Origin of the sequence: Photobacterium sp. SP02, assembly GCF_038519165.1 — a bacterium.
Classification (GTDB): Bacteria; Pseudomonadota; Gammaproteobacteria; order Enterobacterales; family Vibrionaceae; genus Photobacterium; species Photobacterium halotolerans.
This window is the reverse complement of record NZ_JASJOJ010000021.1, coordinates 1-25,212: the sequence shown is the minus strand read 5'-3', so window position 1 is coordinate 25,212 and position 25,212 is coordinate 1. Positions and strand designations below refer to the sequence as shown.

Here is a 25,212-nt window from a genome sequence, read left to right as displayed (position 1 = left end):
TAACCATATTCGAATTTCCGTATATATTAGTCTGATGACGTGTTTGGTCAATCCCTGTGAAGCCGATGTCATCAAATCTTCATATTTGGATATTGGGCGGTGTGTAGCGGAGCAGGCAATGCTCAAGATGAAAGTGTCTTGAAAAAGAGAGCTATCTCTCTGAAGACTCGGTAGTTATGAGAAAGGAATAAAAAGGGTCCGCATTGTCGCGGACCCTTTTGCAGAATATAAAGCCATTACAGTTCAATGGCTATTTTCTCAATCGAATCAATAGTGCAAAGTGACAGCACGCCAGGGATGGCGACCAGACAGTTGATGGTGATAGCATTTTCACTGTTCAGGGACAGCGCGGAAGAAGAGATTTCTGCGCTGCCTGCAACAATGGCACTGACATTTACCAGGCCGGTTAATACATCCAATGTGATCAGGGATGCATTGGAGTTATGGTAAGTCACAATATTGTTATCTAAGACCTCATTGCTGCCATCAGAGTAATAGGCTCGGGTTGAGATGCTGAAGTTGAGTGGAGCTAGCAACCTGACTTCCAGTTCACCAGAATGATCAGACTCAATCCTAATCCGATCCAGAACGGCAGGACCGATCGTCAGGGTTGTGTCCGCTGAACTGCCCCCATAACTTGCAGTAATGGTTGCCGACCCAACGGATACGCCCTGCGCCAGACCGCCTGCTGTGATAGTCGCGATACTGGTATCACTACTGTGCCAGCTCACCAGATCAGTGACATCCTGAGTGGACGTATCCGTAAAGGTGGCAGTGGCTTCGAACTGCTGGGTCAGGCCGTTGGCGATAGTCGCATTGAGCGGAGTGATTGCCAGTGAGGTGACCGTTGCTGCGGTGACATCCAGGGTCACGCCCGGACTGGTTTGCATCTGATAGCTGGCAGTAATCTCTGTCGTCCCCATTGCCAGCGATTGCGCCAGACCAGAGGGATTGATGCTGGCGACACTGGTGTCCGAGCTGACCCAACTGACCAGATGGGTAACATCCTGATCCGGGCCGCTGGTAAAGCTTGCCGTGGCGGTGAATTGCTGCGTTGTACCATTGGCAATACTGGCTGCGCCCGGGCTCACAGTAATGGCGCTGACGGTCGCCGGCGTGACGGAGAGTGGGATGTCAGCGCTGTCGACGCCCTGATAATGGGCGGTCACGACGGTATTGCCTTCACCCAGGCCGTGGGCTAAACCTGTGGCAGACAAGGTGGCGACACTGGTATCACCGCTTTTCCAGTTCACCTGATCCGTCACATCCAGAGTGCTGCCGTCGGAGAACTTGGCGGTGGCGGTAAACTGCTGGGTGGTGCCGTTAGCAATACTGGCCGTTTCCGGTGCAATGGTGACAGAGAGCACGGTGGCTGCCGTCACAGTCAGGTTCGCGTTGTTGCTGATTGCCCCGCCAAAGCTGGCAGAGATAGCGGCAGATCCCGTCGCGAGAGCACTGACCATACCTGTAGCGGACACGGTCGCCACGGCGGTATCGCTGCTGCTCCATGTTGCTTGCGCACTGACATCCTGCGAGGTGCTGTTATCAAAATGCGCAATGGCCGTATAGGCATGGCTGGTGCCTTTGGCCAGACTCAGGTTAGCCGGTGTGACCTGCACGGTATCAACGGTAGCCGCCGTCACAGTGAGCGTGACGGGAGCACTGGGTGTGCCATTGAAATCGGCCGTGATGACAGCTGTCCCATCAGTAACAGCTTCAGCTAACCCGGATGCCGAAATGGTCGCAATTGCGGTATTGTCGCTGTTCCAGGTGACCTGAGAGGTTAAGTCTTGTGTCGAACCATCGGAGAACTGGCCAGTGGCAGTAAACTGCTGCTCTGTGCCTTCTACCAATGACGCCGTAGCGGGTGAGAGATGCAGCGAGTCCAGCGTGGCTGCCGTCACCGTCATCGCCGCCTGATTGCTGCTGATGCCTTCAAACTGGCCGGTGACAGTGGCGGTTCCTGACGCCTTGGCGGAAGCCATGCCGTTGGCGTCCAACTCAACAGTACTGGCATCTGTGGTATTCCAGATGGTCTGGCTGGTGACATCTTCACGGCTGCCATCGTGATAGTAAGCCAGCGCAGTAAATTGCACCTGTGTGCCTGCGGCGGCTGATACCTGCCCGGGAGTGATTTGCAGCTGGCTGACCGTGTGGCCCCCCGTCACCGTAATCACGATGCTGCCACCACTGACACCTGCATAGCTGCAGGAAATGGTGGTTTCACCGGCGGCAATGGCCTGGATCATTCCTTTGCCACTGATGGTAGCCACTGACTCATCGCTGCTGGTACATTGTGCGTCCTGAGTGACCTCTTTTTTATCGCCGTCAGCGTGAATGGCATTCACGGTAAAGTTCAGGGAACTGCCAGCTTCCGCTGTGTTCGCGCTGGGGATGATCTCCAGATTGCGGACGGTTTTACCGCCTTTATCTACGGCGCTGCTGTTGTTGTCTTTCTGGCTGGGCAGACCGCTACCTTCTCCGCCGCAACCTGCCAGAGTCAGCGTCATGAGAAAAATACCCAGCCAGAGTGTTAAATACCGGCAAATGTTGTTCTTCATTGGATTGCCTTCCTTGTGAACTGAGGTGAAGTCAGTACGACGCGTCGGTTCATAGCGCGGTTAGCCGGGGTGTCATTACTGACCAGCGGCTTGGTTTCGCCAAACGCTTCGTAGCTGATACGGTCAGGGGTAATACCCTGTTGTTCAAAATACTGCACAACACTTTGCGCCCTGCGTTCAGACAGCTTCATGTTGTAGTCTTCCGAGCCGACATCGTCGGTATGGGTTTCCACCCGCAGCATGGCTTCCGGATATTGACTCAGGTGATTCAGCATCGGCTGGAACGTGGAAGTCATATCAGGGCGAAGCTTGGCAGAATTGAACTCAAAGATGGCATTGGACTGGGTACCATCCACCCGGAGGGTAAAGGCTTCCTGAGTGACAGGTTGCGGCGCGGGTTCTGGTTCAGGTTCAACCACTGCGACAGGTTGCGGGTCATTGCCCGAGAACCGGTAGCTGATGCCCAGCATCAGGGTGTGGAGATCGGCGCCAGCCGTGCCATCGTCGCCGACATTATTGGCAAACTGATAGCTGAGCCCGGTTCGCCAGCGCGGTGTAAAGTCCCAGTCAACGCCGACACCGACAATGGGCGAGAAGCCATCTTCGTCGTTAGATACAGTGCCGGCAATTTCTTTACCATCGCTGGAAACATGCCAGGCCAGAACCCCGGCTTTGCCCACCAGAGACACCACATCCGTAACCGGATAGCGGTAGCCCAGAGAGGCTGACAGACCTAATACATCTCCTTCATAATCGGCGCCAACGGAAGGGTCATCCAGCGCCGGGTAAGTGGCATCGAACTGGCCGTAATAGTCATAGGCCACTTCCAGCTCCCAGCGCGGAGTCCAGGCGTAGTTATAGAAAATCCCCGCGCCTGGCGCATCATCATCACAGCTGATGTTATGGCTTTCACAGGCGCCATCAGCAAAAGTGTAACTGGCGCGGAGCCCGGCCCGGTGCTCAGAAGCATTGGCGAGAGAGAGACATAAAGTGCTTAGTACAAAACATGAAAGGGAAAACTTTGTGCTCTGATTCATTACCTATCCATCCTCAGTCCTTGAAAACGCTACGAAGAGCTACCCAGCTTTAGGAACTTCTTGTCTTCCAGGTATGCCTAAAGTCAAATTAGTACAAAGATCACAAAATGGCGAAATAAGTTGCACAGATATCATTACATGATGGGACTGGTTTTTAGTCTTGGTTGTTTACTCTGGGTGGGAGAGGTGACGCAGCGGGCTTCAGGAATGATTTATGCGTGTGTGCCGGAACGCATCCGGGCGCAGAAACAAAAACACCCCGCCAGGTGAACCCGCGGGGTGTTGGAGGTAGTGTTGCCTGATGGCGAATCAGTGCATGTTGTCGTGGTTCATACCGTCATGATCCATGCCGTCGTGATCCATGCCTTGATGGTCCATTTGGCTGTGGTCCATGTTTTGTCCGGTGTTCATCATGTAGTCGGCTTTTTCTACTTTTACTTTCACATCCACCTTACCGGCGTTCTGAAAATAAAGCGTCAGCGGAAAACTGTCACCCAGTTTAGGCACTGAGGTCAGGTTAAACATCATAATGTGGTAACCGCCAGGTTGCAGCAGCTGGGTGTCATGGGCAGGGATCTGAATGTCGTCCACTTTGCGCATTTTCATCATGCCGTTTTCATGTGCGTGTTCATGAAGTTCAACTTTTTCAGCAATGGGCGATTCTGCACGCAGCAGGACATCCGCCTGATCGCCGTGGTTATCCACTGAGAAAAAAGCCGCTGCGACTGAAGACATAGGCGGGACTTCTTTGGACCAGGGATGATCAATGTGTAGCTCGCCAGACTCAAATTCGTGGGCCGTTGCCAGGCCGGAGGTGAAGACGGAAGCGGCCAGCAGCAAAGCGTGTAATGATTTCATTGTGTTCTCCAATGGGTTTTAAGCAATCAAAAAGGTCAAAAGGGATGTGATGATGTGCTTATCGGCGGAGGAGAATGTTTTGGCCCAAACAGTTCATACAGTTTGTTGTTCGCACTGAGCCAGAACATACGGCGCAGGCCGGAAAAAATCGCCACGGATGCCAGAATCAGCGGTTGAATATAACTGGTGTCGTAATGGATGGGCTGTAATGGTGTGAGCAGCGGGCAGTGGTTTTGCCATTGTGCGTGCGGCGATCCGTCAGGCTGATTAACCTGATCGGCGACCGAGACCCATTGCAGGCCATGCACCGTACAGATCAGAATTTTATCCCCGGTCAAGCCGCTCGGAGTACCCTGATGGAAGGCCGGATTGATCACCACGACAGCCGACAGCACATTCAGCCATAGCAATGACGCCAGAATGATAGTGATCATTCCAGCGCGATTGCGGGTTGAAGTGAAAGTCGTGGTCATGGTGTTTTGTCTGTTTCTGAGAAGCTGAAATCATAGCAGATGAGAATAACATTCGGTAACAGATTACCGGTAAGTGCTTGAAAAAATCCGACTGAATACAGGTTTTCTGTGTGTTTACCCGGCCGCCGGCGTCTTGAGTATCAGGTTGTTTTTTCATGAGAAGAGTGCTTGAATATCGGCACTTACCCACCGGAGGCAAAGGAATGAAGGTTGCTATTCTGGACGATTATCAGGATGTTGTCCGTACCTTGCCCTGTTACTCTCTTCTGAATGAATACGATGTGACTGTGTACACATCGCCGCCTGCTGATCAGGCTCAGCTTATCGACAGACTGAAAGACAAAGACGTACTGGTGCTGATCCGTGAACGCACTGTCATTGACGACGCCTTACTTGCCCATCTTCCCCGCCTTAAACTGATCAGCCAGACCGGTAAGATCAGCAATCATTTGGATCTTGAAGCCTGTACCCGCCATCAGGTTGCTGTGGCGGAAGGTGTCGGCTCACCTGTCGCGCCTACGGAATTATGCTGGGCGCTGATCATGGCGGCCAGCCGGCAACTGCTGCCTTATTGCCAGCATCTGCAGGTGGGAGAGTGGCAGCAGTCCGGATTGCCACAGCTGGGCCGTAGCCTGAGTGGCAGAACATTGGGGATCTGGGGCTTTGGTAAAATCGGCCAGCGTATTGCCCGGATCGCAGACGTGTTTGATATGAAGGTGCTGGTCTGGGGCAGTGAACATTCTCGCGAGCTGGCAGTCGCTAAAGGGTATCAGGCAGCGCAGTCGAAAGCGGCGTTTTTCGCTCAGTCTGACATTGTGTCGCTGCATTTACGGCTCAACGTGCACACCCGCGGATGCGTAACGGCCGACGATCTGGCACTGATGAAAGCCGATGCACTGTTTGTGAATATCAGTCGTGCTGAACTGGTGGAATCCGGCGCGCTGGTGGCAGCCCTTGAGCGGGGGAAACCGGGTTATGCGGCAGTGGATGTTTACGAGACAGAGCCTGCTTTACCTGCTGACGAGCCACTGCTAGCCATGCCGAACGTGTTATGTTCGCCACACCTGGGGTTTGTCGAATAGGACAGTTACACACTGTATTTTGAAACGGCTCTGGCTAATGTGGTGAGTTACGGTAAAGGCCAGCCTGCCGGTCTTGCGAATGCCGCGGTATTGAGCACTGAACCTCATCAATAACTATGGAATGAAAAGGAATCGGAGATGCCTAAAGAGCGGGTAGTATTGATTACCGGATCCAGCCGGGGAATTGGCGCGGCTACAGCGATTCAGCTGGCCTCTCAGGGGGTGAGTGTCTGCGTGAATTATCGTTCTGAGCACGAAGCGGCAGAGCAGATTGTGCACCGGGCGCGTAAATATGGCGTGAATGCCATAGCGGTACAGGCGGATGTGTCTCAGGAACAGGAGGTGATGCGACTGTTTGCCACACTGGATAATGAACTGGGGCCGATAACCGGGCTGGTGAATAACGCCGGTATTCTGATGCAACAGATGCCGGTGTTACACATGACAGCAGAGCGGATCAATGCCGTGATGCACACCAATGTCACCAGTTGCTTTTTATGCTGCCGGGAAGCGATCCGGCGCATGGCCTATTCGCAAGGCGGTCAGGGCGGCTCGATTGTCAATGTCTCTTCGGCAGCGTCCCGTACCGGCGCGCCCTTTGAATATGTCGATTATGCGGCGTCGAAAGGGGCGATGGATACCATGACCCGCGGCCTGTCACTGGAAGTGGCCAGTGAAGGCATTCGTGTCAACGGCGTTCGTCCCGGATTTATTTACACCGATATGCACGCCTCAGGTGGTGAGCCGAATCGGATTGAACGGCTGAAATCAGCCATCCCGATGCAGCGCGGCGGCACTGCCGAAGAAGTATCAGAAGCAATCTGCTGGTTATTGTCGGATCAGGCCTCTTATTCAACCGGATCGTTTATCGATCTGGCTGGCGGCCGCTAAGCACAGTCATGACCTGCCGATACCTGTTATCAGCAGGGCTGGCCGCAGCCAGCAGCTATGGCTGACTGCGGTACTTACGCTCCGGCCGGCCGACGCTGCCATAAGAGACTTCGGCACTCAGCTCATCGGTACTGACCAGATACTCAAGGTATCGACGGGCAGTGGTTCTGCTGGCGCCGATTTCCTGACCGACCTGCTCAGCATTGAGATTAATGTTCGGATCGGTGAAGACACTGCGGATTTTATCCAGCGTCAGGCCGTCAATGCCTTTCGGCAACCGTGAGGCCGTGGCTGGCGGCGTTTGCGGCGCGGGCTGATCCGTGGCAGAGGTGGGCTGCAGCAAACCATCGACATCGCTTTGCACCAGTGAGTGCATGTCAGACAACTTGTCCAGATGAGCGCTGAAATTGAACAGCGCCGATTGCAGTCTTTCAAACACCACGGGTTTTAAAATGTAATCAAATATCCCGCTGCGCATCGCGGTGCGCAGGGTATCGACTTCAGTGGCCGCCGTGACCAGAATCACGTCGGTATGGCAGCTTTCAGCACGCAGTTCCCTGAGCAATTCCAGCCCGGTGCCGGTCGGGAACTGATTATCCAATAACAGTAACTGAGGCTGGAACACGTCGATCAAATCCCTGGCTTCATCCAGGCCATGGGCGATGCCTACAACCTGAAAGCCCGGTGTTTTTTCGACGAAGCGGCGCTGTATTTCCGCATTTTGCGGATCATCTTCTGCAATGACGACAGTAATGGGTGCTGTCATTGTTGTTCCTCTTGTCCATGTCTTGTTGCATTGTCTGAACGACGCAGTGATTTGGGAATGTACACAGTAAAACGACTGCCGGAAGGTTCAGCGGGTTCGACGGTAATGATGCCGCCGAGATGTTCTGTCAGCTGTTTAACTAAATGCAGTCCGATGCCGTGTCCTTCAACGTCCTTGGTGGTGTAACCACGGGTAAAAATTTTATCTTGTTCCCCTTCGGCAATGCCAGGCCCCTGATCATTGACCTCAAATATCAGCTCTTTGCCTAAGTCGCTCATACTGAGCAGCACCATACCGCCTGAGCCATGGTGCCTGAGCGTCGCTTCCAGTGCATTGTCTATCAAGTTGCCCAGTATGCTGACTAATTGCTCGCGGGGCAGAGAGGCCGGTATGTCCGACATCTGGCTGTCGTCGTCAATGGCCAGTTCCAGGTTCAGCTCTCTGGCCCGGTTGTATTTACCGAGCAGGCAACCGGCCAGAATACTGTCTGAGGTTGCTTTCATTATGGTCTGAATAAAACTCTGATGGCTGGATGTTTCCTGCCCGATCACCTTGAGCGCCTGCTCAATCGCACCAATCTGAATCAGGCCGGCTATGGTGTGCAGCTTATTGTTGTACTCATGGGACTGGCTGCGCAGGCTGTCGGCATATTGCTGAATACGGGTCAGTTTACGGCTGACCAGATCGACTTCATTTTTCAGCCGGAAACTCGATACTACCCCTGTAACTACCCCGTCCTGCACCATGGGAAAACGGTTGGCGATCAGGTTGCGGTCATGCAGCCAGATTTCCTGGTCAAAATGGTGCTCGCCGCTTTGCAGTACATCCAGCATCCCGTTGTCGGGTAACACGTCATGAATATGGCGGCCAATGTATGTTTCGTCAGCGGGTAATTGCAGCGTTTTGATGGCGGCATGGTTAAAGGTGGTGATGATACCGTGCTGATTAATGGCGACTATGCCTTCACGCACAGTTTCCAGCGTGGCATTGCGTTCATGAAACAGCCGGCCAATCTGCTCAGGCTCCAAATCAAAAATGGCTTTGCGGAAATGATTGGCAAACCAGAGTGCCATGATCACGCTGAACAGAAAGGCCAGCGTACTGGCAACAATCATGGAAAGCTGATGGCGGCTGACAATCGCATCGACTTCGGTCAGCAAATAGCCGACTGAAACTATGCCGATGATCTGAGCACCATCTGTGCTGAAAATAGGGGCTTTGCCACGCATCGACCAGCCGATACTGCCTTTATCCAGTGCGACGTATGCTTTGCCGTTCAGCAGCGCCTGGCTGTTATCGTCACTGTCATCATCTGACATAGATTTGCCGATACGCTGCGGGTTGAGGTGGGCGAGCCGAATGCCCTGGCTGTCGCCAATAACAACAAATCTTGCCTGGGCGGCCTGGGCCATTTTCAGGCTGAGTGGCTGCAAGAATGCGGTGTCTCTGTCTGATACGGCGCGAATCACATCGGGTGAGGTCGCAATGGTTTTCGCGACCCGTATCGCCTGCTGGCCAATCTGTTCATGTAACACACTGTCGAGATAGCGAATGGTAAAGTGGCCGAGCGCCCCCGCTTGCAGGATCGCGATAAAACCCAGTATTAATACCATCCGGGTTTTGAGTCGAAAATGACGCAAAGACAACAACTTAGTCATGTGGGAAGGTGTTCTGTCTACCTTTGTAACATCTGTGAAACAGTGTACCGTCAGTGGCGCCGAAATGCTGTGAACAATATGAACTTAATGCATTTTACGCCCGATATTCACATTATTTTTACAATCTTTTCATGTTTCTGAACGTGGCATACCTTGACTGAGTAGTTAAGCAATAACAGAACCTGAGGCCGCAGGCAGACATTACGTTTCAGCCATAGCGGTAAATCAGGTCGGGCGATGGACCCCAATCTAATAACGAGGAAAAGGTATGCTTACTCAGTTAATTACCCGCAAACGTGTCTCCGTACTTGCTGCGATCATGGCTTCTGCATTGAGTGTCAGCGCTCAGGCAAAAGTGGATTCCATTCACTTTCTGGTACCTGGCGGTGCCGGTGGCGGTTGGGACAGCACAGCACGCGGTACCGGTGAAGTATTGAAAAAGTCAGAGCTGGTTGACACCATCTCTTACGAGAACATGTCCGGTGGCGGCGGTGGTAAAGCCATTGCGTACCTGATTAAAACCGCCGAGCAATCCACAGACACTCTGATGGTTAACTCTACCCCTATTGTGATTCGCTCACTGTCTAAAGTGTTCCCTCAGTCGTTTCGTGATCTGACCCCGGTAGCCGCCACTGTGGGCGACTACGCCGCGTTTGTGGTGTCGGCCAAATCCAAATACACCAGCTTCACTGACATAGTGAACGATTACAAAAAAGATCCCAGCAGTATCACAGTGGCGGGCGGCTCTGCACGCGGCAGCATGGATCACCTGGTTGCCGCACTGGCGTTCAAAGCCGGTGGTGGCGAGCCGCGTCGTCTGAAATACCTGGCGTATGATGCCGGTGGTAAAGCCATGGCCGGTTTGCTGTCTGGCGAAACCACACTGCTGTCAACCGGCCTGAGTGAAGCCCTGACGCTGGCAGATGCCGGTGAGATCCGCATCCTGGCGATGACGGGTGATCAGCGTTCTCCTTCAGCGCCGGAAGTACCGACTCTGCAGGAGCTGGGCTATAACGCGACCTTCGTTAACTGGCGCGGATTCTTTGCCGCACCGGGTCTCAGCGATGAAAAAGCGGATGAGTTTGCCGAGGTACTGGGCGAGATGTACAACACAGATCAGTGGAAAACCGTGCGTGACCGTTACGGCTGGACTGAAATCTACAAGCCTCGCAAAGAGTTCGTTGCCTTCCTGTCGCAGCAGGAAAAAGAAATCGGCGATCTGATGCGTGAACTGGGCTTCCTGAAGTAATCCTGTCTGCATGACATGTTGCGCACCGCCTGCCTGGGTGGTGCGCGTAGTAACAAACCGGTCTGAGTCTGGGGCCGGGTCAAACCGATAGTGGTGAGGATGACCATGACAATTACAAAAGATCATATCGGTGGACTGGTGTTTCTGTGCTTTTCCATCGTTTACGGTTATTACGGCAGCGGAATTGAGATGTTCCCCGGCGATGAATATCAGCCCTTCAATGCGAAATCTTTGCCGCTGACCCTGGCCGGGCTTGGCATAGTGCTGGCGTTGTGCCAGCTGTTGACGGCCAGCCGCAGTCAGGATGACAAACTGGACTTACGGGGACTGGATTTTGTTCTGATCACCAAACTGCTGCTGCTGATGCTGATTTTCGCCGCTTCCCTCGAATGGATTGGCTTTATGTTGTCGACCGTGATCTTTCTGATGGGAGGCTACTGGTTGCTGGGTGAACGTCGTCCTAGGGTTCTGCTGGTGGCATCTGTGCCATTTGCCGTGTGCTTCTGGTTTTTGCTGACGCAGTTGCTTGACATCTATCTGGCCCCTGGCCGACTGATCACAAGTATTCTCGGGGGTTAATTATGTTCGATGGAATGATGACTGGATTGTCGACGGCAATTATGCCCTTCAATCTGATGATGGTGGTGGTTGGCTGCTTTGCCGGGACGTTCATTGGCATGTTGCCGGGTCTGGGCCCGATTTCTGCCATTGCACTGATGATCCCTATTACTTATGGTCTGGATCCGTCTTCAGGCATTATCCTGATGGCCGGTGTGTACTACGGTGCTGTTTTTGGCGGGTCAACCTCATCAATACTGATTAATGCGCCGGGCTGTTCAAGCACAGTGGTCACTGCCTTTGACGGTTTCCCGCTGGCGCAGAAAAATCAGGCGGGTAAAGCCCTGGCACTGGCTGCGTATTCCTCTTTCACGGGCGGAACCGTCGGTGCCATCATTTTGCTGTTTGCAGCGCCTGCTCTGGCCAAAGTCTCACTGAGTTTCCAGTCCAGCGACTACTTTGCGCTGATGATTCTGGGCCTGACGGCGGTGGCCGCTTTCTCCGGCAAAGGCCAGGTGCTTAAAGCCCTGATGATGACAGTTTTCGGTCTGATGATTTCGACCGTCGGCAACGACGTCATGACAGGCGTGCCGCGCTTTACCTTCGATAATGTCGATTTGATTGACGGTATCAGCTTCCTGCTGCTGGCCATGGCAACTTTCGCACTGACAGAAGTGGTGATGACGGTTCTGCGGGGTGAACACCGGCATGAAGATGCGCAGATGGACATGAATAATCTGGGCAGCATGAAACTCAGCAAGGAAGAAGTGAAGCATGTGGCACCGACGGTCGCGCGTTCTTCCGTCTTTGGCTTCCTGGTTGGTGTATTGCCAGGCGCCGGGGCCACCATTGCCTCTTTCCTGAGTTACGGCATGGAGCGTAATCTGGCGCCGAAAGAAGAGAAAGAAAAATTCGGCAAAGGCGCGTTACGGGGCCTGGCTGCGCCTGAATCTGCGAACAACGCGGCATCTACCGGCTCTTTCGTTCCTTTGCTGACACTGGGTATTCCCGGTTCGGGCACAACCGCCATTATGCTGGGGGCACTGATTGCGTATGGTATTCAGCCTGGTCCGCGTCTGTTCCTTGATAATCCGGATGTCTTCTGGTCGGTGATCATCTCGATGTACTTCGGTAACCTGGTGCTGCTGATTCTGAACCTGCCGCTGATCCCGTATATCTCCAGACTGCTGGTGATTCCGCGTCCGATCCTGATCCCGCTGATTCTGTTCTTCTCCATCACAGGGGTGTATCTGGTGAGCTTCAATGCCTTTGATATCCAGATGATGGTGTTGATCACAGTGATTGCGACCTTCCTGAAATTGCTCAACTTCCCGATGGCACCTATGCTGCTGGGATTCATTCTGGGCGACATACTGGAGAAAAACCTCAGCCGCTCGCTGACGCTGTCTGATGGTTCATTCGCTTTCCTGGTGGAACGTCCACTGACACTCACCATCATGGTGCTGGCAGTACTGGCGCTGTTGATGCCACTGTTCAGCACCTGGCGTGATAAGCGCAAGGCTGCTGCCAAAGCGCAGGCACAACAGGCGTGAATTGAAGCCGGATAGAAGCTGGTTAAATGAGAGCAAGCAACAAGGGCAGGGTTCACGTGAACACTGCCCTTTCTGATTGGCGGCAGCCGTCGCATCGTCCGGTATTCAAGGGATCATTTTGCTATTTGCTGCTTTCGCCATACCCGTGGGGACATCTTGTGCTCTCGCGTAAATGCCCGAGTGAAGGCACTGGCTTCGCTGTAGCCGAGTAATCGGGCGATTTGACTATGCGATAAGTTCTCCTGTAACAGCATACGTTTGGCGACGCTGTTCCGAACCTCTTTGACGAGTTGTTTAAATGTCAGGTGTTCTTTTGCCAGCCGGTTTTGCAGCGTGCGATGATGCACTTTCATCATTTTGCCAATACTTTCAATATTGCAATGCCGGGTTGTCAGCGCATTGAAAATCAGTTGCTTGACCGATTCAGAAAATAATTGATTGCGGGGAAAAGCAACGGGCAGGTCAAGCAGTTGCCGGTATGCCGCACTGTATTTTCCGGCATCAAAATGCACATTTTGTTTATAGCGCATCTGCTTTTTTAGCAGCAAACCATCGTAGTCCTGGTTAAACAACACCGGGCAATTGAAAAATCGCTCAATCTCATTAACGCTCTTGGCTGAAGCCTGCATCAGGGCAACATATTCAATGTTATTCGGCCCGATAATCTGATTCACGACTTTTCCGGTTTGCGCCAGCGTAAACAGGGAATGCTCACTATCGTTGAACGCTAAATCGGCATAACTGCACCGCTTGATGACCAAATAATCGCCCTCAATAAAGTGATCCCAGTAAGTGACCTCGCTGAAGTAAGAACGATATTGTGATGCGTTTTGTAAGGCGACTTCCAAGCACAGGGACGATGTCAGTAAATTCAGCACAGGAATATTGATGGTGCTGAAGTGCTGGTCGACTAAGGCCAGGGCGGGATGCTGCACATCAAGATACACAGCGAGCCGGGATAACATTCTGACAAAAAGATCGTAAGGGATAAGCCGGTCCATCTGATTCTCAATGCTGCTATCGAGCTGAAATTGTGCATAAAACGCGTCGCAGTCGAGGTTCTTCCTCTCCAGCAGCGCGCTTACACCAAACAATAACCGGGCTGACGTATGCGGGATCCCCTGGTTCATTATTGACCCGTTCAGATATATTTTTAGAACATTATCTTTACATCTTATGTTCAAGTGTCAAGTTTCTCCCGTGCAAACGCTCTATATTAAATGCTCCCATGGAATTTTGCGGAAGGAACCCGATGACACGAATCAAACCCACGAACTTATTGCGTTCATTTTCCCTGGTCGCACTGTGCTGTTTGAGCCAGACAGCAAGTGCTGCAATATCGTCACCAGCAATGGTTGGCTTTCCCCCGGCCGCCGACTCTCAAGTCACGTTCAAAAACTACCGACAAAAAGGCAAAAGCGATTGGGCCTATAACAATATCAGTGCTGTGTATAACACTGTGATTCTGCCTCGCGGGGAAGGCGTGTACCCGCTTCCGAGCGTTGAATTGTTGTCGGATGAAGATAAAGCGCAAATTCAACAGGTATTCGAAGGCAATCAGTCGGACAGCGTGATGATCATGAAAGACGGGAAAATCGCGCTTGAATCGTATTACGGCCAGGCGGGTCCATCCCGTCACCATATCTGGTTTTCCATGACCAAGTCATTGACCAGCACCGCCTTCGGCATTTTGGTTGAGCAGGGAAAGGTCTCCGTAGATGCCTCTCCTGCGGATTATATTCCTGAACTCAAAGGCACGGGCTTTGAGCGGGTCACGGTTCAACAGGTACTCAACCACTCAACCGGGATTGATCTGAAAGAAAACTATACCGATCTCAATAGTCCGTTCCTTAAGTATTATGCCCCCGCCTTAAATCTGGCCTACATACCCGGCGGCCGGGATGCCCAGCCAGAAAACACCAAAGTGTACGGTGTCTATGATTTCATCGCCCATTACATCCAACCGGATAACAAGGTGACGCCGGGGGAGGTGTTTGACTACAACTCGGCCAATGCCGACGTACTGGGCTGGATCATTGCGCGTGTCAGCGGCATGTCGCTCAATGAATTTATCGATCAGCATATCTGGCAAAAGCTGGGCACAGAGCACGACGCCTTAATGGCTGTTGATCGCGCTTATATGCCCGTCGCCACGGGGGGCATGATCACCACGCTGAGAGATATGGCCCGATTTGGGCAAATGATCATGCAGGGCGGAACTTTTAACGGTCAGCAGGTGATCAGCAAAGAGTGGATCAGTCAGATCACTCAGATCAGCGAGAAGCAAGAGCAAAAAATGGCGGCCAACCCGAAATACCAGGATGCAGGCTGGCAGGCTTATCACAATATGTGGTGGATTTTGGATGCGCAGAACGGCGAGTTCGCCGCGACGGGCATTCATGGCCAAACGCTGTATATCAACACAAGGAACAAAGTGGTGGCCGCTTTCTTCTCACATCATGAAACTGCCTCAAACCCTTTCAGCGAAAGATATAAGAACAAGCTCTCTGTGCTGAGGCAGATCGCCAGCAAACTTTAGCAAGGCTTTGATAACAGGCTAAGTGGGCGCAATAAAAAGCCGTGCGATCAGCTGACCGTGCGGCTTTCCTTTTTATGGCTTATGGCTTATGGCTTATGGCTTATGGCCTCTGGCGTCAGGCCAGCAGCAAAGGGTGACTATCAGAAACTGAATGCGACCTTGGCTTCAACCGATCGCTCGGTGCCCAGCCAGCAGTTGCTCTGATCGAAACAGGTGTAGTATGCCTTGTCGAACAGGTTTGAGGCACTGACGGTGGCACTCACATTGTTCAGGCTGGCGCTCAGCTCGCCTAAATCATAGCGGGCAGACAGATCAACCAAGGTGTAGTCCGGGACTTTGGCGCTGTTCTGTGTATCGATTTCAGACTCGCCGACATAACGCACACCAGCACCGAACACAGTACCGCTCAGCAGGCCGTTGTCGATGTAATAGTTTGTCCACAGCGACGCCATTTGCTCGGGGATCCACACCGGGGTTTTGCCTTCGATACCGGTATTGTCCTGCGTCACTTCCGCATCGGTATAGGTGTAGTTCAGCGCAATATCCAGATTGTCCGTCAGCAGCCAGAAGCTTTCAAACTCCAGCCCACGGGTGCGGACCTCGCCTGTCTGGATCTTGTCATAGGCACTACCATTGGGGTCTCGGGTCACTACATTTTGTTTGGTCAGCTGATAGGCCGCCAGACTGGCGGACCGGGTTTGATCGGCAGACTGGTATTTTATCCCGGCTTCCCATTGCTGGCCTTCAGAAGGGTCGAACACTTTGCCGAATCTGTCCTGCCCGGCGACCGGCTCAAAGCTTTCCGAATAGCTGACATAAGGTGAGAAACCGTAGGCCAGATTATAAAGCGCGCCGATGCGGCCGGAAAAACTGTCTTGCTCAATATCGCCGGATTTCACACCGTCGGTTTTCTGGTCAAGTTCGTAATGATCGAACCGCCCCCCGGCCAGCACAATCAGCTTGTTCCAGCGGATCTGATCCTGCAGATAGACTCCCAACTGTGAGGTATTGATGTTGTGCTTGGCCCGGTAGTGAAAGCCAAGGTTGTTCGGGTCAATCTGATCATTATCCGGATTGAACATATCAATGCCCGGCGCACTGTAATCCAGTGTGTCCTGATACACCACGGAAGCGTCCATGTGCTGATAGTCCAGACCCATCAGGACATGATGCTCGGCTGCGCCCCAGTAAAGCGTGCCGGAGAGCTGGTTGTCCAGGGTCAGGAAGCCTAACGCTTCATCGGTCTGGTAGGCGTTCCGGCTGAGTGTCCGGTTGTCTGCAGCGAGCGCACCATTGTAGGTGTTGGTCTGATACAGGCTGGCATCGCTGTATCTCAGGTTATGCAGTAAGCTCCAGTCGTCATTGAAATCATGCAGCACTTTATAGCCGAGCATCAGCACTTCACGTTCGAAATCATTCCAGTTTTTATCGCCCGTGAAAGTGTCAGGCGACAGCTGGCCTTCCGGATTCGGTAACACAGAACCCTTTGATGGCACCGTGGTATAGATGCCCGCGCTCGGATCGTTCTGGTAATACAGGTTGAGGTTGATCAGGGTGTCATCAGAGGCTTGCCAGTCGATGGAAGGGGCAATCATGTAACGCTCATCTTCGGCAGTATTGGCCTGATTGTCCCTTTGCCGTGCCAGGGCGATGAGGCGATAGCTGACATCGCTGTTCCCCAACTGGCCTGTGGTATCAAGATTGGCTTGCATCAGGTTATTGGTACCTGTGCTGATTTCAATCTCCGTTTGCCGGGTTTTCTGCGGGGTTTTCGCAATCAGGTTCACCATGCCGCCCGGTGGGATATTGCCGTACAGCACAGAGGTCGGGCCTTTAAACACCTCGACCTGCTCCACGGCATAGGCATCTACCTGGCCTTGCAGGTTCCAGCTACTGAGGTAGGGCAACTGCAGACCATCGTAGAAATTCTGATAGTTAATGAAACCCCGGATATTGAACAGATCCAGTCGGGTGACTGCCCCGCCACGCAGCTCGGTATTAACCCCGGACGCGTAGCGTAATGCTTCGCTGACTGAGCTGGCCCCGCGCAGGTCCAGCGTTTCACGGTCAATCACCGAGATAGCCTGCGGGGTTTCTTCGGGTGTCAGTGCGGTTTTGGTCGCTGTGTTGCGGTAGGTTTCCCCTAACACAGTGATGGTGTCCTCGATATGGGGTGTCTGGGTGTCTGCCTGGGCGATAGCCGATACGCTGAAGGTTGAGGCAATGGAGATAGCCAGCCATGAAGGCGCGAAACATAAAGGCGCGAAAGTGCGATACATCAAATGGAACCTCTGCTGCAATATGTGAATGCTAATTGTTATCAATTGCATTCTAAAGATCTTGCAGCGGGAAAATTAACAATTTGGTGCATCTTGAGATCTGAAGGCGCGATCTTTCAGACAGGCGTAACCGGCAGCCAGTACTCCATGCGGTGAGCAGGGTTGGTGACATCAAATTGCGGCGGGTAAATTTCAAGCTCATAGCCGTCAATGCCTTGATAACCGGACTCAGGCAGCCAGGCGGCAATGAACCAGTGCAGTACTTTATCCAGCTGGTGAATAGGCCCTGAATAGGGGATCACGGCGTAAAGCTGTTCCGGAACACGCAGGCGCTGGGCGTGCGCCGCGATCAGCAGGTCTGTATCCGCCGCCTGTTCAACCGGTATGCCTGCCCAGTAGCTCAAGGCGTCACCCGACTGGCTTTGGGTATCAATCACACCTATCTGGCTGAATGTGTCGGTCCCGGAAAACTGCTGATGAAACTGGTGCCAGATAGCGGGCACTGTCTCCGGGTAATCGGGGTTATCGGCAAACAGGCCATGAATTTGGCCACTCACGCCGCAGAGCTGAAAGGCAGGGCGGCGCTCAAGCCGGATTTGTAACAGGCGCTGTGCGATCTCAGGGGCTAAAGTCACCGGTCTGGTGGATTGCAAAGGCGTTCTGAGGCCGGTCAGCAGGCCGCGTTTTTTATAACTGCCGGGCGCGCAGCCGAACATCTGCCGGAAAGCGCGGATAAAACTGATTTCTGAGTTAAAACCGCAGGCGAGCGCGATGTCGAGAATCCGCTCATTGCCTGATAACAGCTGTTCAGCAGCACGGCTGAGTTTCAGCTCGCGGACATACTGCGCCAGTGTCAGCCCGGTTTCGCTGTTAAACACCCGCTGAAGCTGCCAGCGCGACCAGCAGCTTTGCTCCGCCAGCTCGACCACACTCAACGGCTGATCCAAATGGGTGTGGATGTAATCCAGTACCCGTTGAATACGCGTAAAATGATGCGGCTTGGGTGTCTGAGCTGGGCTGGCTGGTGTTTTCATGACGACGGTTCAGTGTCTTTGTGATTCCATAATGGCTACAGATAGTAACACTGAAGCAATTTGCCCGGTAGTTGAGTCGATCGTCTTTACCGCCCGAAAAGGGCGCAGCGTCACAGTGCTGACCGTCAGGGTATCAGTGCCGGCTGAGAATTGACCTTTGACATTCTATTGGCAAGCGCCGAAGGTGTACGAAGTAGAATGAATTCATCAATCTATCCGTTTGCCTGATACGGGATCAGGGACTTTGGATAGGCAGGGTGACATCACAGGTAACAGGTGACACGGATAAATGACAGTCAACAACACTGAAACGACCATGCACAATAGCGCTCCATCGCGTGCGTTGCCGTTATTTCTGACAGGACCGGTATTGCGCCGCTGTAATGCCAGTGTGATCACGCTGTGGATGGTCACATCTGCCCCGCTTGAAGGCCGGTTTCAGCTTTTTCAGGACAAAGAGCCATCGCCTTTCTTTGAGGCTGATTTCACCCGCGAACAGCAAATTCAGATTGGGCAGTCAGCCTGGGTAGTGATGGCCCAGTTTTCCGGCGATTTTCCACTGGATACTGAGCTGGCTTACGAGATTGAAACCCAGCAGGGGGCACTGACCACACTGCTGCCTGAGCTGCTCTATCCCGGTGAGGAGCGGCTGACGCTGACAATTAAATCCCGTGCCGACTACATTCAGCATGGCTCCTGTCGTAATCCGCATTTTCCCGGCAAAGACAGTCTGGCGGCGGCCGATGAAAAGGTGGCATCACTGTCGCCGGCTGAGCGTCCGGCATTACTGATGATGAGTGGCGATCAAATCTATGCCGATCACGTTGCCGGGCCGACCTTAGACGCCATCAGTCAGGTGATCGACTTGCTCGGATTACCCGACGAAACCTTCAGCGATGCCCCGTATGCCTCGTTATCGGCGTTACGCGCCAGTCATCACCAGCTGTATGGCCGGGATCAGGTTTTACCTGTGTACGAGCCGACCGGAAACTGGCTGTCAGACACCCGTATTCTGCGCTGGCTGCCAACCAGACAGCGCCCGGTTTTCACGGCCAATGAATGTGAAAACCACCTGATTGGCCTGAGCGAGTTTCTGGCAATGTATCTGCTGGTCTGGTCACCGACTGTCTGGCAACTGGTAGATATTGATCGTCTGGAGAAACAAGGCTTTCAGTGCGGCGAGCAGGTGCTGGCAGAGAAATGGCAGCAGTTGTGGCGACAGGAAAAATCGGACATTCAGGGGTTCATCAGCGGGCTGGCTCAGGTGCAGCGCCTGGTCGCACATATTCCCACTTATATGATTTTTGACGATCACGATGTCACCGATGACTGGAACCTGACTGTCGGCTGGGAGCAAGCGGCCTATCAGCATGCCTTTTCAAAGCGCATTATCGGTAACAGCTTGTTCGGCTACTGGCTCTGCCAGGGCTGGGGCAATGACCCGGAACAGTTTGACGAGGCTTTCATGACCAAGGCCCGTAGCTATTTTTCGGCGCCGGACAACGCTTCTCACGATGCCATGATCGATCACCTGTATGCGTTTGAGCACTGGCACTATCAGGTGGACACGCAGCCTAAGATGCTGGTGCTGGATACCCGGACCCGTCGCTGGCATTCAGAATCGAAAATGAACAAGCCTTCCGGTCTGATGGACTGGGAAGCACTCACAGACATGCAGCAGGCGCTGATTCATGAACCTGCGGTGATCATTGTGTCGCCCGCGCCGATTTTCGGTGTGAAGTTCATCGAAACCTTGCAGCGCATCATGACATTGCTCGGTAAACCGCTGGTGGTGGATGCAGAGAACTGGATGGCCCATCCAGGGGCCGCCAATACCTTGTTGAGTATATTTACCCATACCAAAACCCCGACTCATTTTGTGATTATTTCCGGCGATGTGCATTACTCGTTTGCCTACGATATTCAGCTGCGCTTTCGCCGTAACAGCCCGAACATTTATCAGATCACTGCCAGTGGGATTAAAAATAATTTCCCGGAAAAATTGCTGCGGGTTTGTGAGCGTATGGACAGGCTGTTGTACAGTCCGCATTCGCCGCTGAACTGGTTTACCAAACGTAAACGCATGAAAATTTACAAGCGGGATCCGGACATCCCGGGACACGGCCGCTTAGTGAACAGCAGTTGTATAGGCGAGCTGTGGCTGAAGGATGACGGCCAGCCCGAGCGCATTGCGATTCTGACTGCAGAAGGGCAGTCCATCGGGTTTCCCCCGACCCGGCAGGAACAGAAACGGCACTCAGAAGCGGGTGAAAAAGCAGCAGCAAGACCTGACAATAATTAGCCATAGTCGGGTGCTTCACATATTTTTAACACAGAGACGCAGCGCTGTTGACTTAGGTCAAACGTCCGTTTAATCCTATGGTTCAAATGAAAAGACAGGCGGGAAGCTTGTCTTTATAAAACGTTGTGTAGAACTCAACACAAGGAAAACACCATGTTGAACCTTGCCGCTGCCTTACAGCGTAATGCTGTGTCCAAGCCTGACAAAGTCGCTATTGTTTTTGGTGACACTCAGATCACTTATGCTCAGTTCAATGCCATTGCCAGCCAGATCGCCAATGGTTTGAAGGCCAATGGCATACAGCCGGGTGATCGGGTTGCACTGAGCTGTCCCAATCTGCCGTTCTTCCCGCTGGTGTATTACGGCATTCAAAAAGCAGGTGCAGTCACTGTGCCACTCAATGTTCTGTTGCGTGAGCGCGAAATTAAATTTCATCTCGAAGATTCAGCGGCAAAGTTTTATTTCTGTTTTGAGGGCGTGGAAGGATTACCTATGGCGCAGTCCGGGGTGGCTGCGTTTGAACAGGTTGAGAGCTGCGAGCACATGGTGGTGATGACGGCCGATCAGTCTGCGATGACATACCAGGGGTTACCGACCCTGACATCTTTTATGAAAGATCAGTCACCTGTGTGCGATTACACCCCCCGTGAAGCGGATGACACGGCGGTTGTCCTGTATACCTCGGGCACTACGGGCCAACCGAAAGGGGCGGAGCTGACGCACAGTAATCAGTACACCAATGCCCTGGTGGCGCAGAACCTGATGGAAATGCGCGGCGACGATGTTCATTTACTGACCCTGCCGCTGTTCCATACCTTCGGCCAGACCGTCAACATGAACGCGCCCGTCAGCCTGGGCTGCACCATGGTCATGGTGCCCCGTTTTGATCCGGCGCTGGTGAAAGGGCTGATTGAAAAACACAAAGTCACGCTATTTGCCGGTGTGCCGACTATGTATATCGGTATGAACCTGTGCCAGGCCGATCACGATGTATCTTCGCTGCGTATCGGCGTCAGCGGCGGCGCTTCATTGCCGGTCGAAGTGTTGCGCACTTTTGAAGAGAAATTTAAGGTGCCGATTCTGGAAGGTTATGGTCTGTCGGAAACCAGCCCGATTGCCAGTTTCAACCATCTGGACATGCCCCGGATTCCGGGCTCGGTCGGCCAGCCAATTCAAGGCGTCGAGGTGCGTGTGGTGGATGACAACGGTCAGCAACAGCCTCAGGGAGAACCGGGCGAAATCATTGTTCGCGGCCATAACATTATGAAAGGCTACCTGAACCGGCCGGAAGAGAATGAAAAAGCGCTGCGTAATGGCTGGTTCTACACCGGCGATGTCGGACGGTTTGATGAAAAGGGCAATCTGTTCATTGTCGATCGGGTGAAAGATCTGATTATCCGGGGTGGCTTTAACGTCTATCCGCGTGAAATTGAAGAAGTGTTCATGACTCACGCTGACGTGGCCATGATTGCGGTAGTCGGTGTGCCCTGTGATCAGTATGGCGAAGAAGTGAAAGCCTTTGTGGTCCTGAAAGAAGGCGCGCAGGTCACCGAAGAGGCGCTGAAAGCCTGGGGTAAAGAACAGCTTGCCGCTTATAAATACCCGCGCATGGTCGAGATTCGTCAGGCACTGCCAATGAATGCGACCGGGAAAATCCTCAAGAAAGATCTCCGGGCCGAAGTGCGACAGGCCGCAGAAACCGCTTAATCCGCATCACATCAAGCACCGGGTTATCTGCCCGGTGTTTGCATATCCTCTGTTCGTCATCATCTCCTGTTTTCCCTTGTTACAGCTACACTTATCCAGAATATCCTTAACTTTAAGCCAGTTGTTCATTCATGAACGGCAAACGGAGGCCCTATGTATACAACGCATGGATTATTGTTTGAAGTGGACAGAGATGGCGATAACTTTTTCATGGAACTGAAGGCTATCGGTAAGCTCACTCACCAGGATTATGAACAGATCACACCCCTGATCGACGATGCCCTTGAAGGCGTCGCGAACCCTAAGGTGAATGTCTATTTTGATGGCTCAGAGTTTGAAGGCTGGGAATTGCAGGCAGCGTGGGATGACCTCAAACTTGGCCTCAAACACGGTAAAAAGTTTCACCGGATTGCCATTTATGGCAACCAGCGATGGATGGACATCGTGGCTAAAATGGGGAGCTGGTTTATCTCAGGTGAAGTGAAATGTTTCGATACTCCCTTTGACGCATTAGCCTGGTTAAGGGAAGAGTAAAAGACACTGCTTAGTGTTTGTTGCTGTTTTTGCTGGGATTTCGCTCGTCTGTAAAGCAGGGAGTTGCTATGATGCAGCAGTATTCATGCTCAGGGGAAATCCCCTTTATGGCTGTTTAAACAGGGAGGCAGCTTTGCAGTTTCGAACCTTTTCCTTTTTACCTTTTTCTTCTGTGTTGTTATTGGGGTGTCTGACCAGCGTCGGTGCTATAGCAGCAACGTCGCAACCGACTGCCGCAAAGGCCGTGTCGGATCTGCCATCGGGTGAAGTGGCCAACCAGGAAGCCGAACAAGAAGCCAGCCGTTATTTCTTTGGTTTAAGGGGCGGTGTCAGCCTGATGGGCTTAACGGACACAGCAACGATAGCCAGCGTGACTGAATCTGCTAAGGACGCCGGTGCCAGTGGTTTCTGGGGCTTGGATCTTGGTTATTACACACCCGAAGGGCGCAGCCGCATCTACTACAGTTTTGAAAGGCATACAGAAGAAAGCCAGTTTCCGTCATCAGGGCTGAAATATGACAACATTGCGAACCTGAACTTACTCGGTACAGATTATTTTTTCCTGTATAACAAAGACTTTTCGCCGTATGTCGGCCTGCATTTCGGCTATGCCAGCGTCAGTTCCGATTCCAGTTATCAGGGCGACTATAAAGCCAGTGGCTTTGTGATTGGGATGCAAACCGGTCTGGCATGGCGCGTCTCAGCGGATGCGACAGTCGAAGCCGGTTTCCGACACACAGTGCTGCCAAGCAAGCTGAAAAACTGGCAGGGGCAGGACGATCAGGGCAATACAGTGAATTTTGAATCTCAGCAGCGCGGTGTCAGCTCGTTGTTTCTGGCGGCGAACTACCGTTACTGAGTGTTGTTTGTTCACCGCGGGCAGCGTGCATGATGAAGGCAACGGCTTTGGGTTTACACCTTGGGCTGTGCGCGTATAATGCCCAGCTCCGAAAACGACAATCATTTCTGTAAGGATGTCAGCGTGAAGCTATTTGTCAGAGATCTCACCGTTATTGATGTCTCCTATCTGTGCCCGGTCCGAGGGATGGTGGGAGAAAGCTGGATTCTGGACGTGGTGATGTCTGGCGAGCTGAATGAAATGAGCATGGTGCTGGATTTCAGCCGCGTTAAAAAGCAGATTAAACAACTGGTTGATCAGTATGTCGACCACCGTTTGCTGGTGCCTGCTGCCCATGCGTCGATCAGAATGGCCGCGACTCAGCCGGGCTATGCGACCCTGGATTTACTTCGGGGCGATCAAAGTATCCACCTGCATTGTCCGGATGAGGCCTACTGCCTGGTGGATGCCGACGCCATCACCATCGAAACCGTCACCCAGCATTTGCATCAAGTGCTGTCAGGTAAGCTGCCGGACAATGTGCAGGGCCTGGAACTGGTATTACGTCATGAAAACATTGACGGTGCTTATTACCACTACAGCCACGGCCTGAAAAAGCATGACGGCAACTGCCAGCGTATTGCACACGGTCACCGTTCACCGGTTGAACTGTATGTGGATGGCAAGCGTGATCCGAAGCTGGAAGCCGACTGGGCGAAGCGCTGGACGGATATTTATCTGGGTACTGAAGAAGATCAGGTGAGTGTCTCTGAGCTCAATCTGAGCGAGCACGCAGCCAGTGTGTCTGATGATACCCATTATGGTTTTCGCTATACCGCGCCGCAGGGCCTGTTTGAGCTTGCGATTGCTAAAAGCGAGACGGAAATGATCAACACAGATACCACGATTGAGCTGCTGGCGCATTATATCGCCGCCGCCGTGAAACCTGCCATTGGTGAACAGCAGACGCTGGACGTCGTTGCCTATGAAGGTGTGGGTAAAGGCGCGATGGCGAGTCTGTAAGCGCACCGGAAAACCGGACATTCTTTTCAACAAGCAGTTCTTAAACATCAGTGTGCCTGCTCGACTGTATATGGTTAGGTGAGTATGTCGCGCTTGAGTCTGGTGGCTCATTTGGCATTGTCTGATGCGCGCCAGGTACTCTTTGTTGGTGCAAAGAGTACCCAGAAAGCCCCTTTTTTTCCTTTGGTGTGGTCCGGGTCGGTTGTAGGCGCTCCCGGCGCCGACAACCTGAAAATTCGTCCTGAATTTTCCCCTGGGTTTGTTGATCAC

At 52.8% G+C, this 25,212-nt stretch carries 20 protein-coding genes and 1 pseudogene; 12 read left to right on the top strand and 9 right to left on the bottom strand.

Annotation, left to right across the window (positions count from 1 at the left end):
- Nucleotides 1-236: 236 nt before the first annotated feature.
- From P0Y67_RS11085 to P0Y67_RS11070, 4 genes are all read right to left on the bottom strand, one after another.
- On the bottom strand, nucleotides 237-2,561 hold the full coding sequence (locus P0Y67_RS11085) for a beta strand repeat-containing protein (protein ID WP_342391914.1): 2,325 nt from the start codon (nucleotides 2,559-2,561) through the stop codon (nucleotides 237-239).
- Nucleotides 2,558-3,598 (bottom strand): OmpA family protein, encoded by a 1,041-nt coding sequence (locus tag P0Y67_RS11080; RefSeq protein WP_342391913.1) that lies wholly within the window; start codon nucleotides 3,596-3,598, stop codon nucleotides 2,558-2,560. Before P0Y67_RS11080 ends, P0Y67_RS11085 begins: the two co-directional genes overlap by 4 nt.
- Before the next feature lie 309 nt (nucleotides 3,599-3,907).
- Nucleotides 3,908-4,456 carry a copper chaperone PCu(A)C gene (locus P0Y67_RS11075; RefSeq protein ID WP_342391912.1) on the bottom strand — a complete coding sequence of 183 codons (549 nt, stop codon included), beginning with the start codon at nucleotides 4,454-4,456 and terminating at the stop codon, nucleotides 3,908-3,910.
- 35 nt (nucleotides 4,457-4,491) lie between these two features.
- Nucleotides 4,492-4,929: a hypothetical protein gene (locus P0Y67_RS11070; RefSeq protein WP_342391911.1), complete on the bottom strand. Its 438-nt coding sequence runs from the start codon at nucleotides 4,927-4,929 to the stop codon at nucleotides 4,492-4,494.
- A gap of 203 nt (nucleotides 4,930-5,132) precedes the next feature.
- On the opposite strand from P0Y67_RS11070, the pseudogene P0Y67_RS11065 reads away from it, so the two are divergent.
- Together P0Y67_RS11065 and P0Y67_RS11060 are read left to right on the top strand one after the other, a co-directional pair.
- Nucleotides 5,133-6,008: pseudogene (locus P0Y67_RS11065) on the top strand (D-2-hydroxyacid dehydrogenase family protein); the annotation flags it as partial.
- A gap of 141 nt (nucleotides 6,009-6,149) precedes the next feature.
- Entirely contained in the window at nucleotides 6,150-6,902 is a 753-nt protein-coding gene (locus P0Y67_RS11060) for an SDR family oxidoreductase (RefSeq protein WP_027251873.1), read from the top strand.
- Between the two features lie 55 nt (nucleotides 6,903-6,957).
- Here P0Y67_RS11060 and P0Y67_RS11055 read toward each other — a convergent pair whose 3' ends face one another.
- Both P0Y67_RS11055 and P0Y67_RS11050 read right to left on the bottom strand, forming a co-directional pair.
- Nucleotides 6,958-7,668 carry a response regulator gene (locus P0Y67_RS11055; protein ID WP_192014409.1) on the bottom strand — a complete coding sequence of 237 codons (711 nt, stop codon included), beginning with the start codon at nucleotides 7,666-7,668 and terminating at the stop codon, nucleotides 6,958-6,960.
- Nucleotides 7,665-9,326, bottom strand: a complete 1,662-nt coding sequence (locus P0Y67_RS11050; protein ID WP_342391910.1) for a sensor histidine kinase — start codon at nucleotides 9,324-9,326, stop codon at nucleotides 7,665-7,667. The genes P0Y67_RS11055 and P0Y67_RS11050 overlap by 4 nt, the downstream gene beginning before the upstream one ends.
- Before the next feature lie 268 nt (nucleotides 9,327-9,594).
- On the opposite strand from P0Y67_RS11050, the gene P0Y67_RS11045 reads away from it, so the two are divergent.
- From P0Y67_RS11045 to P0Y67_RS11035, 3 genes are all read left to right on the top strand, one after another.
- Entirely contained in the window at nucleotides 9,595-10,575 is a 981-nt protein-coding gene (locus tag P0Y67_RS11045) for a tripartite tricarboxylate transporter substrate binding protein (protein WP_342391909.1), read from the top strand.
- Between the two features lie 105 nt (nucleotides 10,576-10,680).
- Entirely contained in the window at nucleotides 10,681-11,154 is a 474-nt protein-coding gene (locus tag P0Y67_RS11040) for a tripartite tricarboxylate transporter TctB family protein (RefSeq protein ID WP_342391908.1), read from the top strand.
- A gap of 2 nt (nucleotides 11,155-11,156) precedes the next feature.
- Nucleotides 11,157-12,686, top strand: a complete 1,530-nt coding sequence (locus P0Y67_RS11035) for a tripartite tricarboxylate transporter permease (RefSeq protein ID WP_342391907.1) — start codon at nucleotides 11,157-11,159, stop codon at nucleotides 12,684-12,686.
- A 113-nt stretch (nucleotides 12,687-12,799) separates the two neighbouring features.
- Here P0Y67_RS11035 and P0Y67_RS11030 read toward each other — a convergent pair whose 3' ends face one another.
- Nucleotides 12,800-13,816, bottom strand: coding sequence for an AraC family transcriptional regulator (locus P0Y67_RS11030; protein WP_342391906.1), 1,017 nt, complete (start codon nucleotides 13,814-13,816; stop codon nucleotides 12,800-12,802).
- Nucleotides 13,817-13,938: 122 nt separating this feature from the next.
- On the opposite strand from P0Y67_RS11030, the gene P0Y67_RS11025 reads away from it, so the two are divergent.
- Entirely contained in the window at nucleotides 13,939-15,225 is a 1,287-nt protein-coding gene (locus P0Y67_RS11025; RefSeq protein ID WP_342391905.1) for a serine hydrolase domain-containing protein, read from the top strand.
- Nucleotides 15,226-15,365: 140 nt separating this feature from the next.
- Here P0Y67_RS11025 and P0Y67_RS11020 read toward each other — a convergent pair whose 3' ends face one another.
- The gene (locus tag P0Y67_RS11020; protein ID WP_342391904.1) at nucleotides 15,366-17,504 is read right to left on the bottom strand and encodes a TonB-dependent siderophore receptor; all 2,139 of its coding nucleotides are present in this window, start codon (nucleotides 17,502-17,504) and stop codon (nucleotides 15,366-15,368) included.
- A gap of 116 nt (nucleotides 17,505-17,620) precedes the next feature.
- The gene (locus tag P0Y67_RS11015) at nucleotides 17,621-18,538 is read right to left on the bottom strand and encodes an AraC family transcriptional regulator (RefSeq protein WP_342391903.1); all 918 of its coding nucleotides are present in this window, start codon (nucleotides 18,536-18,538) and stop codon (nucleotides 17,621-17,623) included.
- 289 nt (nucleotides 18,539-18,827) lie between these two features.
- Between P0Y67_RS11015 and P0Y67_RS11010 the strand changes: the two genes are divergently transcribed.
- The 6 genes from P0Y67_RS11010 to P0Y67_RS10985 form a co-directional block, all read left to right on the top strand.
- A complete protein-coding gene (locus tag P0Y67_RS11010; protein ID WP_342391902.1) occupies nucleotides 18,828-20,840 on the top strand; it encodes an alkaline phosphatase D family protein in 2,013 nt (670 codons plus the stop codon).
- Between the two features lie 153 nt (nucleotides 20,841-20,993).
- Complete coding sequence (locus P0Y67_RS11005) at nucleotides 20,994-22,547, top strand: long-chain-fatty-acid--CoA ligase (protein WP_342391901.1); 1,554 nt, start codon at nucleotides 20,994-20,996, stop codon at nucleotides 22,545-22,547.
- A 153-nt stretch (nucleotides 22,548-22,700) separates the two neighbouring features.
- The gene (locus P0Y67_RS11000) at nucleotides 22,701-23,081 is read left to right on the top strand and encodes an STAS/SEC14 domain-containing protein (RefSeq protein WP_337111406.1); all 381 of its coding nucleotides are present in this window, start codon (nucleotides 22,701-22,703) and stop codon (nucleotides 23,079-23,081) included.
- Between the two features lie 133 nt (nucleotides 23,082-23,214).
- Nucleotides 23,215-23,940 carry a hypothetical protein gene (locus P0Y67_RS10995; protein ID WP_342391900.1) on the top strand — a complete coding sequence of 242 codons (726 nt, stop codon included), beginning with the start codon at nucleotides 23,215-23,217 and terminating at the stop codon, nucleotides 23,938-23,940.
- Between the two features lie 123 nt (nucleotides 23,941-24,063).
- Complete coding sequence (locus tag P0Y67_RS10990; RefSeq protein ID WP_342391899.1) at nucleotides 24,064-24,942, top strand: 6-carboxytetrahydropterin synthase; 879 nt, start codon at nucleotides 24,064-24,066, stop codon at nucleotides 24,940-24,942.
- Nucleotides 24,943-25,026: 84 nt separating this feature from the next.
- Nucleotides 25,027-25,212, top strand: a 186-nt coding sequence (locus P0Y67_RS10985; RefSeq protein WP_342391898.1) for a hypothetical protein, incomplete at its 3' end; no start/stop codon positions are given.